At 71.2% G+C, this 13,959-nt stretch carries 15 protein-coding genes; 11 read left to right on the top strand and 4 right to left on the bottom strand.

Annotated features, from left to right (window positions below):
* Positions 1 to 30: 30 nt before the first annotated feature.
* Positions 31 to 1,122, bottom strand: a complete 1,092-nt coding sequence (locus QNJ30_10265; GenBank protein ID MDJ0943841.1) for a D-alanine--D-alanine ligase family protein — start codon at positions 1,120 to 1,122, stop codon at positions 31 to 33.
* Positions 1,123 to 1,324: 202 nt separating this feature from the next.
* Here QNJ30_10265 and QNJ30_10260 point away from each other — a divergent pair, with 202 nt between their 5' ends.
* The 6 genes from QNJ30_10260 to QNJ30_10235 all read left to right on the top strand — a co-directional run bounded on the left by QNJ30_10260 (position 1,325) and on the right by QNJ30_10235 (position 5,816).
* Positions 1,325 to 2,068, top strand: a complete 744-nt coding sequence (locus tag QNJ30_10260; GenBank protein ID MDJ0943840.1) for a 3-oxoacyl-ACP reductase family protein — start codon at positions 1,325 to 1,327, stop codon at positions 2,066 to 2,068.
* A 329-nt stretch (positions 2,069 to 2,397) separates the two neighbouring features.
* A complete protein-coding gene (locus QNJ30_10255) occupies positions 2,398 to 3,597 on the top strand; it encodes a pyridoxal phosphate-dependent aminotransferase (protein MDJ0943839.1) in 1,200 nt (399 codons plus the stop codon).
* Positions 3,598 to 3,788: 191 nt separating this feature from the next.
* Positions 3,789 to 3,992, top strand: a complete 204-nt coding sequence (locus QNJ30_10250; GenBank protein ID MDJ0943838.1) for a hypothetical protein — start codon at positions 3,789 to 3,791, stop codon at positions 3,990 to 3,992.
* Positions 3,993 to 4,182: 190 nt separating this feature from the next.
* The gene (locus QNJ30_10245; protein MDJ0943837.1) at positions 4,183 to 4,782 is read left to right on the top strand and encodes a glutathione S-transferase family protein; all 600 of its coding nucleotides are present in this window, start codon (positions 4,183 to 4,185) and stop codon (positions 4,780 to 4,782) included.
* A gap of 14 nt (positions 4,783 to 4,796) precedes the next feature.
* The gene (locus QNJ30_10240; protein MDJ0943836.1) at positions 4,797 to 5,294 is read left to right on the top strand and encodes a DinB family protein; all 498 of its coding nucleotides are present in this window, start codon (positions 4,797 to 4,799) and stop codon (positions 5,292 to 5,294) included.
* Positions 5,295 to 5,312: 18 nt separating this feature from the next.
* Positions 5,313 to 5,816: a DinB family protein gene (locus QNJ30_10235; protein MDJ0943835.1), complete on the top strand. Its 504-nt coding sequence runs from the start codon at positions 5,313 to 5,315 to the stop codon at positions 5,814 to 5,816.
* A 121-nt stretch (positions 5,817 to 5,937) separates the two neighbouring features.
* On the opposite strand, the gene QNJ30_10230 is transcribed toward QNJ30_10235, so the two are convergent.
* Complete coding sequence (locus tag QNJ30_10230) at positions 5,938 to 7,188, bottom strand: class I SAM-dependent methyltransferase (GenBank protein ID MDJ0943834.1); 1,251 nt, start codon at positions 7,186 to 7,188, stop codon at positions 5,938 to 5,940.
* Between the two features lie 5 nt (positions 7,189 to 7,193).
* Positions 7,194 to 8,177: an NADPH:quinone oxidoreductase family protein gene (locus QNJ30_10225; protein ID MDJ0943833.1), complete on the bottom strand. Its 984-nt coding sequence runs from the start codon at positions 8,175 to 8,177 to the stop codon at positions 7,194 to 7,196.
* Between the two features lie 190 nt (positions 8,178 to 8,367).
* On the opposite strand from QNJ30_10225, the gene QNJ30_10220 reads away from it, so the two are divergent.
* On the top strand, positions 8,368 to 9,612 hold the full coding sequence (locus tag QNJ30_10220) for a glycosyltransferase family 87 protein (protein MDJ0943832.1): 1,245 nt from the start codon (positions 8,368 to 8,370) through the stop codon (positions 9,610 to 9,612).
* Between the two features lie 8 nt (positions 9,613 to 9,620).
* Here QNJ30_10220 and QNJ30_10215 read toward each other — a convergent pair whose 3' ends face one another.
* Positions 9,621 to 10,667, bottom strand: a complete 1,047-nt coding sequence (locus QNJ30_10215) for an asparaginase (GenBank protein MDJ0943831.1) — start codon at positions 10,665 to 10,667, stop codon at positions 9,621 to 9,623.
* A gap of 167 nt (positions 10,668 to 10,834) precedes the next feature.
* On the opposite strand from QNJ30_10215, the gene QNJ30_10210 reads away from it, so the two are divergent.
* From QNJ30_10210 to rlmN, 4 genes are all read left to right on the top strand, one after another.
* The gene (locus QNJ30_10210; protein MDJ0943830.1) at positions 10,835 to 11,383 is read left to right on the top strand and encodes an RNA methyltransferase; all 549 of its coding nucleotides are present in this window, start codon (positions 10,835 to 10,837) and stop codon (positions 11,381 to 11,383) included.
* A 76-nt stretch (positions 11,384 to 11,459) separates the two neighbouring features.
* Positions 11,460 to 11,975: an invasion associated locus B family protein gene (locus tag QNJ30_10205; protein MDJ0943829.1), complete on the top strand. Its 516-nt coding sequence runs from the start codon at positions 11,460 to 11,462 to the stop codon at positions 11,973 to 11,975.
* Positions 11,976 to 12,113: 138 nt separating this feature from the next.
* The gene (locus QNJ30_10200) at positions 12,114 to 12,590 is read left to right on the top strand and encodes a cytochrome c (GenBank protein ID MDJ0943828.1); all 477 of its coding nucleotides are present in this window, start codon (positions 12,114 to 12,116) and stop codon (positions 12,588 to 12,590) included.
* Between the two features lie 58 nt (positions 12,591 to 12,648).
* Entirely contained in the window at positions 12,649 to 13,791 is a 1,143-nt protein-coding gene (rlmN, locus tag QNJ30_10195; GenBank protein ID MDJ0943827.1) for a 23S rRNA (adenine(2503)-C(2))-methyltransferase RlmN, read from the top strand.
* The last annotated feature ends 168 nt before the right edge of the window (positions 13,792 to 13,959 follow it).

Raw genomic sequence — 13,959 nt, 5'->3', positions numbered from 1 at the left:
TAGCCGGAGCTGGGTGAGGGGCAGACCGCCTCAGACCTCGTGGAGGACTTCCAGGCGCTGCTCGCGTTCGTGGCGGGCGAGGGCCTGGGCGAGGAGGCGGTCGACCAGGGCGGCGGGGGGCAGGCCGCTGACCTCCCAGAGCTTGGGGTACATGGAGATCGCGGTGAAACCGGGGATGGTGTTGATCTCGTTGATCAGCAGCGCGCCGTCGTCCTTCAGGAAGAAGTCGACCCGGGCCATGCCTTCGCAGTCGAGGGCGCGGGCCGCGGCGACCGCCGTCTCCTGGACCCGGGCGGTGGTCTCGGCCGGCAGCTCGACCGGGGCCAGGAGGCCGGCGCCCTCGGGATCGATGTACTTGGCGTCGTAGGTGTAGAAGCCGTGGGCGGCCGCGGGCAGGATCTCGCCGGGCAGGGAGGCCTGCAGCTCGCCGGTGCCGAGCACCGCGCATTCGATCTCCCGGCCCTTCACCTCTTCCTCGACCAGGACCTTGGGGTCATAGCGGAAGGCCAGGGCCAGGGCGTCCTTGAACTCGGCCTCGGTCTCGGCCCGGGTGACCCCGACCGAGGAGCCGAGGTTGGCCGGCTTGACGAAGAAGGGCGGCTTCAGCGCCTTGCCCAGGTCGGCGAACCCCAGGGGATCGCTCCGGCGCAGGGTGACGCCGGGCGCGGTCGGCAGGCCGGCGGCGTTGAGCAGCCGCTTGGCGACGTCCTTGTCCATGGCCGCGGCCGAGCCCAGGACTGAAGGCCCGACGAAGGGCAGGTCCAAGCAGCGCAGCAGGCCCTGCACGGTGCCGTCCTCGCCGAAGGGCCCGTGCAGGACGGGGAAGACCACGTCGACCGGGCCGAGGCTCTCGCCGGTCGCGGCCCGGCGCGGGGCGCGGCGCCCGGCGCCCGGGACCACGGCGAGCTGCCGGGTCGCGGCGCAGTCGGCCTCGGCCGGCGTGGCGATCTCCTCGGCGGCGTACCAGCGGCCGCTGCGGCCGATCGCGATCAGGGTGATCTCGTGGCCGGCCTCGGCCAAGGCGGCGGCGACGTTGCGCGCCGAGAGGAGAGAGACTTCGTGCTCGGCCGAACGGCCGCCGAAGAGCACGGCAACCCTCAGCTTGCTGTTGGTCTCGGGCATGGCTGTGGGGGACCTTTCTCGGAGGACGGGCGGGGGGAGGGATCGAGAAAGTGGATCAGCGATCCTGCGCCCTTCCAGTGTCTCCGAAAAATGGGGCGAATTTTCGGCCGAGGGTGGGCCGCGGCGCCTTTGCGTTCGACAAGCTCGCGGATAGGTCTCAGACTTGCCTGCCTGGCACGCAAGACCAGCAGGGAGATCCGAGATGACGCAGACACTGGAGGGCAAGGTGGCCCTGGTTACCGGCGGCAGCCGCGGCATCGGCGCCGCCATCGCGCGGCGCCTGGCCGAGGAGGGCGCGGCCGTCGCCCTCACCTACGCCAGCTCGGCCGAGGCCGCCGATGGCGTGGCCGCCGAGCTGCGCGACCTGGGCGTCGAGGCGCTCGCCGTCAAGGCCGACGCGGCCAAGGCGGAGGAGATCAAGGCCCTGGTGCCGCAGGTGGTCGAGAAGCTGGGGCGCCTGGACATCCTGATCAACAACGCCGGGATCTTCGCCGGCGGTCCCCTCGGCGAGACCGAGGAGGCCGACTTCGACGCCACCGTCGAGGTCAACATCAAGGCGGTCTTCCTGGCCGCCCGGGAGGCCGCCAAGGTCCTGCCCGAGGGCGGCCGGATCATCAACATCGGCAGCGTCTTCGGCCAGCGCGCGCCGGTCCCGGGGCTGGGGCTCTATTCCATGAGCAAGTTCGCGGTCGCCGGGCTGACCAAGGCCTGGGCGCGCGACTTGGCGGAACGGAAGATCACGGTCAACGCGATCCAGCCCGGGCCGATCGACACCGACATGAACCCGGAGCAAGGCGACTTCGGCGCGGTCCTGGGGCCGATGATCCCGCTCGGCCACTACGGCCGCCCGGAGGACGTGGCCAACGCGGTCGCCTTCCTGGCCAGCCCGGCCGCGGCCTTCGTGACCGGCGAGACAATGAACGTCGACGGCGGCTTCGAAGCCTGAGGCGGGCGCCAGCTGGCAGGCTCTTCCTCCCCCTTGATGGGGGAGGATACAGGAGGGGGTGGCGGCCGACAGGCCGCACGACTGAACCGCTGTCGCCCATTCGCTTCGCGATACCCCCCACCCCGACCCGCGCGAAGCGCCGCGCGTACGCGCCCCACAAGGGGGGAGGGGCTTGAGCGTCCGCCGTGGAAGCTCCTGCTCAGGACCCTGAAGCTTCAGCCTCCAGGCTTGAGCGGCCGGTTCACCCGGCAGGACTCGGGTTGCCGGGGCTGGGGGGATCTGGCAGAGACAGGGTTGGTCTTTCACCGACGGGTCCGGGGATGTCGTCTATGCCCGATGCCAAGCTTCCGCCGCTCTATCCCGCCGCCCTGCGGCCGGAGATCGAAAGCCTGGGCACCTCGGGGATTGCCGAGGTCTTCGAGCTGGGTCTGGGGCGGAAGGACATCATCCCGCTGTGGGTCGGCGAGGGCGACCAGCCGACGCCGGGCTTCATCTGCCAGGCGGCCGCCGCCGCGCTCGAGGCCGGCGAGACCTTCTACCCGCGGAAGCGCGGCATCCCGCGGCTCTGCGAGGCCCTGGCCCGCTACACCGCGGAGCTATATGGCATCGCCATGGACTCCGAGCGGATCTCGGTCGCGACCTCCGGCATGACCGCGATCGCCCTGGCGCTGCAGGCCTTCGTGCGGCCCGGCGACGAGGTCGTGGTGGTCGGCCCGGTCTGGCCGAACATCGTCGCGGCGGTGCAGATCGCCGGCGGGCGCCACGTCGACGTCGTTCTGGAGCCCCTGCCCGAGGGCGGCTTCCACCTGGACATGGAGCGGCTCTTCGCGGCCTGCGGCGAGAAGACCCGGGCGATCTTCGTCAACTCGCCGGGCAACCCCAGCGGCTGGATCATGCCGGGAGAGGACCAGAAGGCGCTGCTCGACTTCTGCCGGGAGAAGCGGATCTGGCTGATCTCGGACGAGGTCTACACCCGCTTCGTCTACGACCGGCCCGCGGCCGAGCGGCCGACCGCGCCCTCGCTGCTGACCCTGATCGAGCCCGAGGACCCGGTCATCGTCGTCAACTCCTTCTCCAAGACCTGGTGCATGACCGGCTGGCGCCTGGGCTGGCTGATCCACCCGCCCTCGATGGCTGAGACCTTCGACCGGCTGATCGAGTTCGCCTTCTCCGGCGCGCCGCCCTTCCTGCAGCAGGGCGCGGTCGCCGCGATCGAGCAGGGCGAGCCCTTCGCCCGTTCGTTCATCGATCGCTGCCACGTCGCGGGCGATCTGGTCCACGAGCGGCTCGCCGCCCTGCCGCGAATCCGCCTGGCCCGGCCTCGGGGCGCCTTCTACGCCTTCTTCCGGGTCGAGGGCCTGGAGGACTCCATGGCCTTCGCCAAGGAGCTGCTCGAGACCGCCAAGGTCGGTCTCGCGCCGGGCTCGGCCTTCGGTGCGGGCGGCGAGGGCCACCTCAGGCTCTGCTTCGCCGCCACCCCGGAGACCCTCTCCGAGGCGCTCGACCGCCTGGAGCCGGCGCTGCGCTGAGAGCCGCCGGAAGGCCGCCTTTCGGCCTGGATTTCCTTGCCGATTCCTGAATACGAGGCATGCCTTTTTTGCATGTCGCCTAAGAAAAACCAGCATTGGCGTCGGGCCGCGCCGAGGCGTATTTGCGCTCGACGACCTGCACCGAAACCCGGGCCTGGCGACCGCGACAGGCCCGATATTGGAGAGCCGCCATGGCCGAACTGACCTTCATCGCCGACCGCACCATTCCCGGCCTGTCCGCGCGCGACCTGGTCCGCCGGGCCGCCGACGCCGTCGTCGCCGCCACCGGCGGCCTCGGGACCTCGTCCAGCCGCGAGAGCGCCTACCGCCAAGCCTTCAACGGCTGGGACCGCCGCCTGCTGCAGGACATCGGCGTCGACCGCGGCGGCTGCTGAACCGCCGCAGTCAAGACACTGGCGAGCGGAAGCGGGCGTCCCAGGAAGCGGGACGCCCGTTTCGATTCGGCCAAGGACTTCCGCGCGGGCAAATTCCGCTCATACCTCTCCCAAGCAAAACTCAAGCGCGCGCCCCCCGCGCCTGCGCTATAAGCCTGGAACCCGATAGGCTTGAAGGGGTGCGTTCCGCATGCGACTCTACGACTTTCACGAGTCCGGCAACGGCTACAAGGTCCGCCTGCTGCTGAACCAGCTCGGCGTCCCGCACGAGCGGATCGAGCTCGACATCCTGAAGGGCGAGACCCGGACCCCGGACTTCCTGGCCAAGAACCCCAACGGCCGGATCCCCCTGCTGGAGCTGGACGACGGCACCCGGCTCGCCGAGTCCAACGCGATCCTGTTCTACCTGGCCCGGGGCACGGATTATCTGCCGGAGGAGCGGCTGGACCAGGCCCGGGTGCTACAGTGGATGTTCTTCGAGCAGTACAGCCACGAGCCCTACATCGCCGTCGTGCGCTTCTGGCACTTCTCCGGCCAGGCCGAGGCCATGGCAAAGGAGATCCCGGCGCGCATGGAGCGCGGCTACCAGGCCCTGGGGGTCATGGAACAGCACCTGGCCGAGCAGGACTTCTTCGTCGGCGGGCGCTACTCCATCGCCGACATCGCGCTCTACGCCTACACCCACGTGGCCGAGGAAGGCCGCTTCGAGCTGGCGCGCTTCCCGAAGGTCCAGGCCTGGCTGGCGCGGGTCGCGGCACAGTCGGGCCACATTCCGATCACCAAGCTCTGAGAAAGGCGGTGCCCATGATGAGCCCCGAGTACTTCCAGACCTTCGCCCGCTACAACACCTGGGCCAACGGGCTGCTCTACGACGCGGCCGCCGAGCTGCCCGACTCAGCCTACCGGATCCCGCGGCCGGCGGCCTACTTCAGCTCGCTGCACGGCACCCTGAACCACATCCTGGTCGGCGACCGGGTCTGGTTGTCGCGTTTCGAGGCGGTCGACTTGGGCCTGACCAGACTGGACCAGAACCTCTTCGAAGATTTCGCCGAGCTGCGCGCCGCGCGGGAGGCGGAGGACGCGCGGATCGAGCGCTACACCGCGGGCCTGAGCGCCGAGGCCATCGCCGGCGACCTGCACTTCCGGACCCTGGTCCAGCCGAAGGACCTCTCCATGCCGCTGTGGCAGGCCCTCGGGCATCTCTTCAACCACCAGACCCACCATCGCGGCCAGGCCCACGCGTTGCTCAAGGATGCCGGGGTCGAGCCGCCTTCGCTCGACCTGGTCTACTTCCTTCGGTAGGCCGCGAGGAGAGCCGGCATGACGCCGCAGGACTGCCGCGACCACGCCAAGTTCAACGCCTGGGCCAACCGGCGGCTTTTCGAAGCGGCGGCCGCTCTGTCCGAGGCGGACTATCTCCGCACCTGCCCGGCGGCCTACTTCGGCTCGCTGCACGGGACCCTCAATCACCTGCTGCTGGTCGACCAGCTCTGGATCGGCCGCGCCGAAGGCGCGGACCCGGGCTTCCGGGGGCTCGACCAGATCCTCCACGCCGACCTCCGCGCCCTGCGCCGGGTGCGGGAGACCGAGGACCTGCGGCTGATCGCCTTCGCCGAGCGCCAATCCGCGGCCGACCTGACGCGCGAGATCTCCTATCGGAGCCTGGCCGGCGAGTCCTACAGCACACCGCTGCACCGGATCCTGCGCAACCTCTTCAACCACCAGACCCACCACCGCGGCCAGGCCCACGCCCTGATCAAGGATGCGGGGGTCGACCCGCCGGCGCTCGACATGTTCGTCTTCTGGAGCGAGACGGAGGGCTGAGCCGAGCGGATGACCCCTCACCCGCTCCGGCTAGGGCTCGGCCGATCGCCTCGCCAAGCCTCCGCAGCCCTCTCCCGCCGGGAGAGGGTGGGAGCGGCGCGAGCTGCGAGCGGGTGAGGGGTCAGCCGGCCGGCGGCCGGCGCAGGAACAGGCGGTTGATGCCGTTGAGGGCGGCGAAGGTCTCCCGGAACTGGGCCAGGAAGGCGGGCCAGTCGAGGCCGCGGTCGAGGCCCTGCAGCGCGTCGTGGATCGCGGCCAGAGAGCGCCGGCCGTCGATCCGCTGCAGGATCGCCGGGGCCAGGCGCGGCAGGGGGAAGCGAAGGGCGAGGCCGTCGAACTCCGCCTTCAAGGTCAGGTCGCGCTGCACCGCGCGGGCCAGGGCCGGGCCCTCCAAATCGAAGAGCAGGGGCACCGTCTCGGGGTCCTCGGGCGCGGCGATGCGGGTCTCCGGCGTCCCGGACCTGACGGCATAGAGCAGGTGCTTCCTGACGTTGCCGGCGAGGCGCTCGGCGAAGGCGGCCCGCTCCAGCCAGTCCAGGCCGGCCAGGCGCTTCAGGACCGCCGGCACCGCGAGGTAGCTCTCCGGCCGGTAGCGGGCCGGCTCGATCAGGGCGAGAGGCGTCAGGCCCGCGCCCGTTACCAGCGCGGCAAGCTCGGCCACCGTGTAGGCGCGGTCGCGGGCGTGGAGCAGCAGGTCGACCAGCTCGGCGTCGCCCCGGCGGTGGTCGCCGAGGAAGGGGTTGCGGCGGAAGCCGTTGGTCTCGGGCAGGACGGCGATCAGGCGCTTGGCGAGGGTCACCTGCTCGGCCAGCGGCAGCTCGCCGGCGAGCTGGCGGAGCATGGCCTGCAGGGGATAGACTCCGCTGCGGCCGTAGGGCGCGTAGACCATCAGCCCGATCCCGCCGTCCTCGGCCAGCACCGCCGCCAGGGCGGCAAGTCCGGCCGGCGGGTCCTCCAGGTGGTGCAGGACGCCGCAGCAGTCGATGTAGTCGAAGCGCCCGAGGCCCAGATCCGGCAGGTCGAGCAGGGAGCCGGTGTGAAAGGACAAGTTGTCCAGGCCGCGAACCTCGGCCCGGGCCTCGGCGATCTCGCGCGCCGCCGCGGAGAGATCGAGGTAGACGACCTCGCCGGCATCGCCCCCGGGTCCGGCAGAGTCGGCCAATTGCTGGGCCAGCATGATCGCCGCGTCGCCGGTGCCGCCGCCGGCGACCAGGGCGCGGAAGGGCCGGGCGAAGTCGCGCCGGCCGGCGAAGAGATAGTGGTTGAGCTCCGGCAGGTTGGAGGGCGAGCCGACGATCAGGCGGGTCTTCTCGGCCGCCGGGTCGCGGGCCGGATAGGGATAGGCCTCGTACTGCGCGGCGACCGGGTCCACGGCTGTCAGCCCCGGCCGGTGGTCAGCACCACCTTGCCGGTCGCCTTGCGGGTCAGCAGCAGATCGAGGGCCCGGGCGGCCTCGGCCAGGTCGAGGCGGTGGGAGACCAGGGGCTTCAGGCGGCCCTCGGCGTACCAGCCGGTCAGGGTCTCGAACTGGCGGCGCAGCAGCGTCGGCGCCTTCTGCCGGTAGGCGCCCCAGTAGAGGCCGAGGACCGCAAGGTTCTTGACCAGCAGCAGATTGGCCGGGATCTCCGGCACCTTGCCGGCGGCGAAGCCGATGACCAGCAGGCGGCCGCCCCAGGCCACGGCGCGCAGCGAGGCCATGAAGACCTCGCCGCCGACCGGGTCGAAGACCACCTCGGCGCCGTGGCCGCCGGTCAGAGCCTTGACCCGCTCGCGGATGTCCTCGGTCTTGTAGTCGATCAGGTGGTCGGCGCCGTGGGCCCGGGCGATCCCGAGCTTCTCCGGGCCGCCGGCGGTGGCGATGACCTGGGCGCCCAGGGCCTTGCCGACCTCGACCGCGGCCAGGCCGGTGCCGCCGGCGGCGCCGTGGACCAGCAGGGTCTCGCCGGGCTGGAGCTCGGCGCGCCAGACCAGGGCGCCGTGGGCCGTGCCGTAGGTGATCGGGAAGCCGGCGGCGACCTCGAAGTCCATCGTGTCGGGGATCGGGTAGACCTCCTCGGCGCGGACAAGGGCGACCTCGGCGAAGGCGCCGCGGTCGACCAGGCCGATCACCCGGTCGCCCGGCGCGACCCCGGTCACGCCTTCGCCCAGGGCGGTCACGGTCCCGGCGAGCTCCAGGCCGGGGGTGAAGGGCAGCGGCGGCTTCTCCTGGTACTTGCCGGCGACCATCAGGGTGTCGGCGAAGTTGAGCCCGGCGGCGGCCACCGCGACCGCGACCTCGCCCGGTCCCGGCTGCGGCTGCGGCACCTCCTCGAGGGTCAGGCTCTGGGGGCCGCTCAGCTCGCGGCAGACGACGGCGCGCATGTAGCTCATCCTTTCCCCGCAATCCCGGTCGATCGACCGCGCGAAGGTGGCGCGGCATCGGCCAGAAATCAATCTCCCCGTCGTCCGGCGCCGCGGGCCGGGCTTGCTAACCGAATTTCAAGGGCGCGGGGCCAAGCTGGCCGCGGCCCGGAGCGTAAGCCCGGGCGCAACGGCAGCGGTGCGGGACCCCATGCAGATCGAGCGGCTGAGACAGGCCGAATGGCTGAACGCCAGGCGCGTCCGCGCCTATGCCTGGATCTTCCTGGCCGTCCAGGTCGCCGGCATGATCGCCTGGATCGCGCTCTCCGACGGGCTTTTCGATGCCAAGGGCAAGCCGATCGGCACCGACTTCGCCAACGTCTGGAGCGCCGGCGCCCTGGCCGTGGAGGGCCGGCCGAAAGCCGCCTTCGACCCGGCCCAGCACTACGAGGCCCAGCAGCGGCTCTTCGGTCGGGAAGACACGCCGTTCTACGGCTGGCACTACCCGCCGATGTTCCTGCTGGTCGCCAGCGGCCTCGCGCTGCTGCCCTACCTCGGCGCACTGGCGCTCTGGATGGCGGCGACCCTACCGCTCTACCTGGCGGCGATCCGCGCGATCGCCGGCCGGCGCGAGGCGCTGCTCCTGGCCCTGGCCTTCCCCGGGGTGATGGTCAACCTGGGGCACGGCCAAAACGGCTTCCTGACCGCCGGCCTGATGGGCGCCGGCCTGCTGCTGATGAAGCGACGCCCGATCCTGGCCGGGCTCTGCTTCGGCGCGCTGACCTACAAGCCCCAGTTCGGCCTGCTGATCCCCCTGGTCCTGGCGGTCACCCGGGAATGGCGGGTCTTCACCGCCGCCGCCGCGACCGCGCTCGGCCTCGCCGGCCTGAGCTACCTCGCCTTCGGCGCCGCGGCCTGGGAGGCCTTCTTCACCCATGCCGCCTTCACCCGCGAGGTGGTTCTGGAGGCCGGGGGCACGGGCTGGCACAAGATCCAGAGCTTGTTCTCGGCGGTGCGCATGTGGGGCGGCAGCGTGCCGCTGGCCTATGCGGCCCAGATCCTCGGCACCGCGATCGCGGCGGTCCTCCTGGTCAGGCTGTGGCGCGGACCCGCGCCCTTCGCGCTCAAGGCCGCCGGGCTGGTGGTCGCGGCCCTGCTGTCGACCCCCTACGCCCTGGACTACGACCTGGTCGTGCTCGCCCTGCCGATCGCCTGGCTGGCCGCCGAGGCGCTCAGGACCGGCTTCCTGCCCTGGGAGCGCCTGCTGCTGGCCGCGGCCTGGCTGTTGCCTCTGGTCGCCCGCCAGATCAGCGAGCTGGTCCTGCTGCCGCTCGGGCCGGTGGTCATGGCGGCCCTGTTCTGGCTGGTCCTGCGCCGGGCGGAAGCGGAGAGCGCCGGCACCCTGCCGGCCCGGGCCCCGCTGCCCGCCGAGCCACGGATGAGCGCGCTGACCTGATCGGAGGCTCAGAAGGGACAGTCGGCGGCGGTGCGCAGCTCGCCGACCGCCCGGCCGGCCCGGTTGAAGAGGGTCGGCTGGAAGACCGCGGCCAGGGCGGCGGTCTCGGCCTCTCCGATCACGCCCAGACGGCGCAGCACCCGGCCGCAGACGACCTCGGCGGCGCGGCCGGCGCCGTCGTCGACCTTGAGCGCGAAGCCCAGGCCGAGCTCGGGCAGGGCGCCGCAGAAGACGCCCTCGGCCCCGGTCTTGACCAGGGCCCGGCCCTTGGTGGCCTCGATCACCCGGGTGCAGAAGCGGCCGCTGCCGGCCATCATGAAGGGCTCCGCGGCCAGGGCCTGCTGCAGGCGCAGGCAGGCGGCGCGGCGCGCCTCGGGCTGGTCGTCGGGCTGGGCGAAGCGGGCCATGGCCAGGGCCAGGTTGCCCAGCGGCATGCCGAGCACCGGGATCCCGCAGCCGTCGATCCCGCGCGGCGCCGCCGAGAGGTCGAGTCCGGTCAGGGTCTCGAGGATGCCGAGAACCTGCTGCTGGACCGGATGGTCGTAGCGGCTGTAGCCCGCGGTCGGATGGCCGAGGTGGCGCGCCACCGAAAGGAAGCCGGCGTGCTTGCCGGAGCAGTTGTTGTGCAGGCTGCTGGGCGCCGCGCCGCCGCGCAGCAGGGCTTCGGTGGACTCCAGGTGGTAGGGCAGGTGGGCGCCGCATTCCAGGTCCTCGGCCGAGCAGCCGATCCGGGCCAGCCAGGCGCCGACGGTCTCGACGTGGCGCGGTTCGCCGTTGTGGCTGGCGCAGGCCAGGGCGAGCTCGGCTGCGCCCAGCCCGAAGGCCTCGGCGGCGCCGCTTTCGACCAGGGCCAGGGCCTGCAGCGGCTTGATCGCCGAGCGCGCGTAGACCAGGCGCTCGACCTCGCCGGCCCGGAGCACCACCCGGCCCTCGATGTCGACCACCGCCACCGCGGCACGGTGCCGGCTCTCGACCATGTCGCCGCGCGTGGCCTCGACCAGCACCGGGTTGATCTCGCCCTCGGCGGCGGCCACCGCCGCATCCTTCGTTTCCATGTCCGTCGGTCCCGGGGATTGGAAAGCCGGCAGTCTAGAGCCGGAGCAGCAGCCAGGCAATTCGCCGGACACCCGCCGGAACGGGGCCGAAGCCGGGGCTTGACGGCGGGGCGACGGCGACCCACAAGAACACCTGAGGAGCGGCGCCACCAGGAGACCGGCCGGCAATGCGGGGCTACTTCGGTATCGGGGTCGAGCGGATCAGCAAGCCCATGAACCTGGGCAACCTGCTGCGCTCTGCCCATGCCTTCGGCGCCGGCTTCTTCTTTACCATCGACGCCGGCTTCAACGCGCGGGAGGTCAAGCTGTCGGACACCGCCGATTCGGCCCAGCACCTGCCGCTCTACGACTTCGGGTCGCTGGCCGAGCTGGTGCTGCCGCGCGGCTGCCAAATGGTCGGGGTCGAGCTGAGCGCGGACGCGGTCGAGCTGCCGTCCTTCCACCACCCGACCGCGGCCGCCTACATCCTGGGCCCGGAGCGGGGCAGCCTGAGCCCGGAGGTCGCGGCGGCCTGCGACAGCCTTGTCAAAATCCCGACAAAGTTCTGCGTCAACGTCGGCGTCGCTGGCGCGATTGTGATGTACGACCGCTTGCTGAGCCAGGGCCGCTTTGCCAAGCGGCCCGTTACGGCAAGGGGCAGTCCCGAGCCTTTGCCCAGCCATGTACACGGTGCCCCGGTCCTGCGACGCCGCAAGGCTGCGGGAAAGGCGCGCTGAGTCCGGCCTTGGCGGCCACGAGTGAGTGAGGATCGAATTGTCGGGTTCAAGTCCACGTAAGAGTTCGAGGAACGAGATGTCGGTGTTGCGGAGTTCGCTGCGGTTGGCGCTTCCCTTTCTCCTCCTGGCGGCCGGCGCCGCCCAGGCCCAGGACATCAAGCGCCTGGAGGGCGCCGGCGACTGGCGGGCCTATGCCTTCCAGGAAAACGGCAATCCGGTCTGCTACATGGTCAGCGAGCCGAAGAAGGACGAAGGCAAGTACTCCAAGCGCGGTGAGATCTACCTCATGGTGACGCATCGTCCGGCGGAGAAATCGGTCGACGTGGTCAACGTCGTCGCGGGCTACGACTACCGCGCGGACAGCCAGGTCCAGGTCAAGGTCGACAGCGACGTCTTCGACCTCTTCACCCACAAGGACACCGCCTGGGCGGCCACCGAGGACGAGGACAAGCAGCTTGTCCAGGCCATGATCAAGGGCAAGACCATGGTCGTGCAGGGCGTCTCGAGCCGCGGCACCAACACCAAGGACACCTATTCCCTGATCGGCTTCACCCGGGCCTACAAGTCGATCAACAGGGCCTGCGGCCGGTAACGCCAGACGGCCGGCGCCCGGCCCCCGAGCGGTCTGGGACCGGCCCGTCCCGGGGCCTTGATCGAGATCAATGTTCCCCGGCCGCCGAGAGGTTCTGATCCGCCCAGTTCCCGCCCCACAGCGCGAGGTCGCCACACCATGCCGTTCCGCCCCCCTGCCGCCTTCGCCGCGGCCCTGGCCGCCCTGATCCTGACGCCGCTGACCGCCGCCGCCCCCGCCGCCGCCCAGGACAAGGACGGCCAGAGCCCCAACCTGAAGCTGGTCCTGCCCGCGGTCGATGCCGAGCGCGGCCGGCAGCTCTTCATCACCAAGGGCTGCGTCTACTGCCACGCGGTCAACGGCGTCGGCGGCAAGGCCGCCCCTGCGCTGGACTCGGATGCCGCGGAGCCGATCGTCAACCTGACCGACTTCGCGGCGCGGATGTGGGGCGGCGCACCGGCGATGATCGAGCTGCAGGAGATGGACCTGGGCTACCAGATCCAGCTCTCCGGCGACGAGCTCGCCCACCTCGCCGCCTTCGCCAACGATCCGGCGGAGCAGAAGAAGCTCGCCGAGGACCAGGTGCCCGAGCTGATGCGCGAGTGGTACCTGGACGAGGTTCCTACGGCGCAGTAGCCCCCGGCGGACCTGCCGCCGCCTTGCTGCCGGGCGGCCGGGGGGTTATCTACTGGGCATGAGCGGATCCCAGCATGCCCGGCTCTTCGCGCCCGCGCCGGACGGCGGCGACAGGCTTCGCAACCTCGTCGGCCTGAGCCGCGCCGAGCTGGCCGCCGAGATCGCGGCCCTGGGCGAGCCGGCCTTCCGGGCCAAGCAGCTCTGGCACTGGATCTATGCCCGCGGCGCCACCGACTTCGCGGCCATGACCAGCCTCAGCAAGGCCTTCCGCGCCCGCCTGGCGGAGGCCTACCGGGTGGCGCGGCCGGAGGTCGCGGTCGCCCAGGACTCCCGCGACGGCACCCGCAAGTGGCTGCTGCGCCTGGACGACGGCCAGGAGATCGAGTGCGTCCACATCCCCGAGGCCGAGCGCGGCACGCTCTGCGTCTCCTCCCAGGTCGGCTGCACCCTGACCTGCCGCTTCTGCCACACCGGGACCCAGCGCCTGGTGCGCAACCTCTCGGCGGCCGAAATCCTGGGCCAGGTCATGCTGGCCCGCGACCACTTCGGCGAATGGCCCTCCCCGAAAGAGGACCGGCAGCTCACCAACATCGTCATGATGGGCATGGGCGAGCCGCTCTATAACTACGACAACATCGCCAAGGCCCTGAGGATCGTCATGGACCACGAGGGCCTGGCGATCTCCAAGCGGCGGATCACGCTGTCGACCGCCGGCGTGGTGCCGATGATGGCGCGCTGCGGCGAGGAGCTGGGGGTGAACCTGGCGGTCTCGCTGCACGCGGTCACCGACGAGGTCCGCGACCGCATCGTCCCGCTGAACCGCAAGTACCCGCTGAAGGACCTGCTGGCCGCCTGCCGCGCCTATCCCGGCGTGCACAACGCCCGGCGGATCACCTTCGAGTACGTCATGCTGAAGGGCGTCAACGACAGCCCGGCCGAGGCCCGGGAGATGATCCGCCTGCTGAAGGACATCCCGGCCAAGGTCAACCTGATCCCCTTCAACCCTTGGCCCGGCGCGCCCTTCGAATGCTCGGCGCCGGAGACGGTCGAGGCCTTCGCCCAAATCCTCCTGGCCGGCGGCCTGGCGGCGCCGATCCGCCGGCCCCGCGGCCAGGACATCATGGCCGCCTGCGGCCAGCTCAAGAGCGCCAGCGAGCGCCTGAAGAAGACCGAGCGGGAGGCGGCAGGCGCCGCCAGCTGAGCGATGTCGGACTACGACGCTTGCGGCTCGAACCTGACAGGACAATAGCCCAGTCGGGCCAGAGCCGAGCCAACGTAACCATTCGACCTGGGTGGCATGAACGTCCAACAAGCGGAGAGGGTGGTGATCGGGCAGCCTGACAGCGTTGGTGGCTCTGACACCAAAGTC

The sequence above is a fragment of the Kiloniellales bacterium genome, from assembly GCA_030066685.1.
In the GTDB taxonomy this organism is placed as follows: Bacteria; Pseudomonadota; Alphaproteobacteria; order Kiloniellales; family JAKSBE01; genus JAKSBE01.
This window is presented reverse-complemented; position numbering and strand designations above follow the sequence as displayed.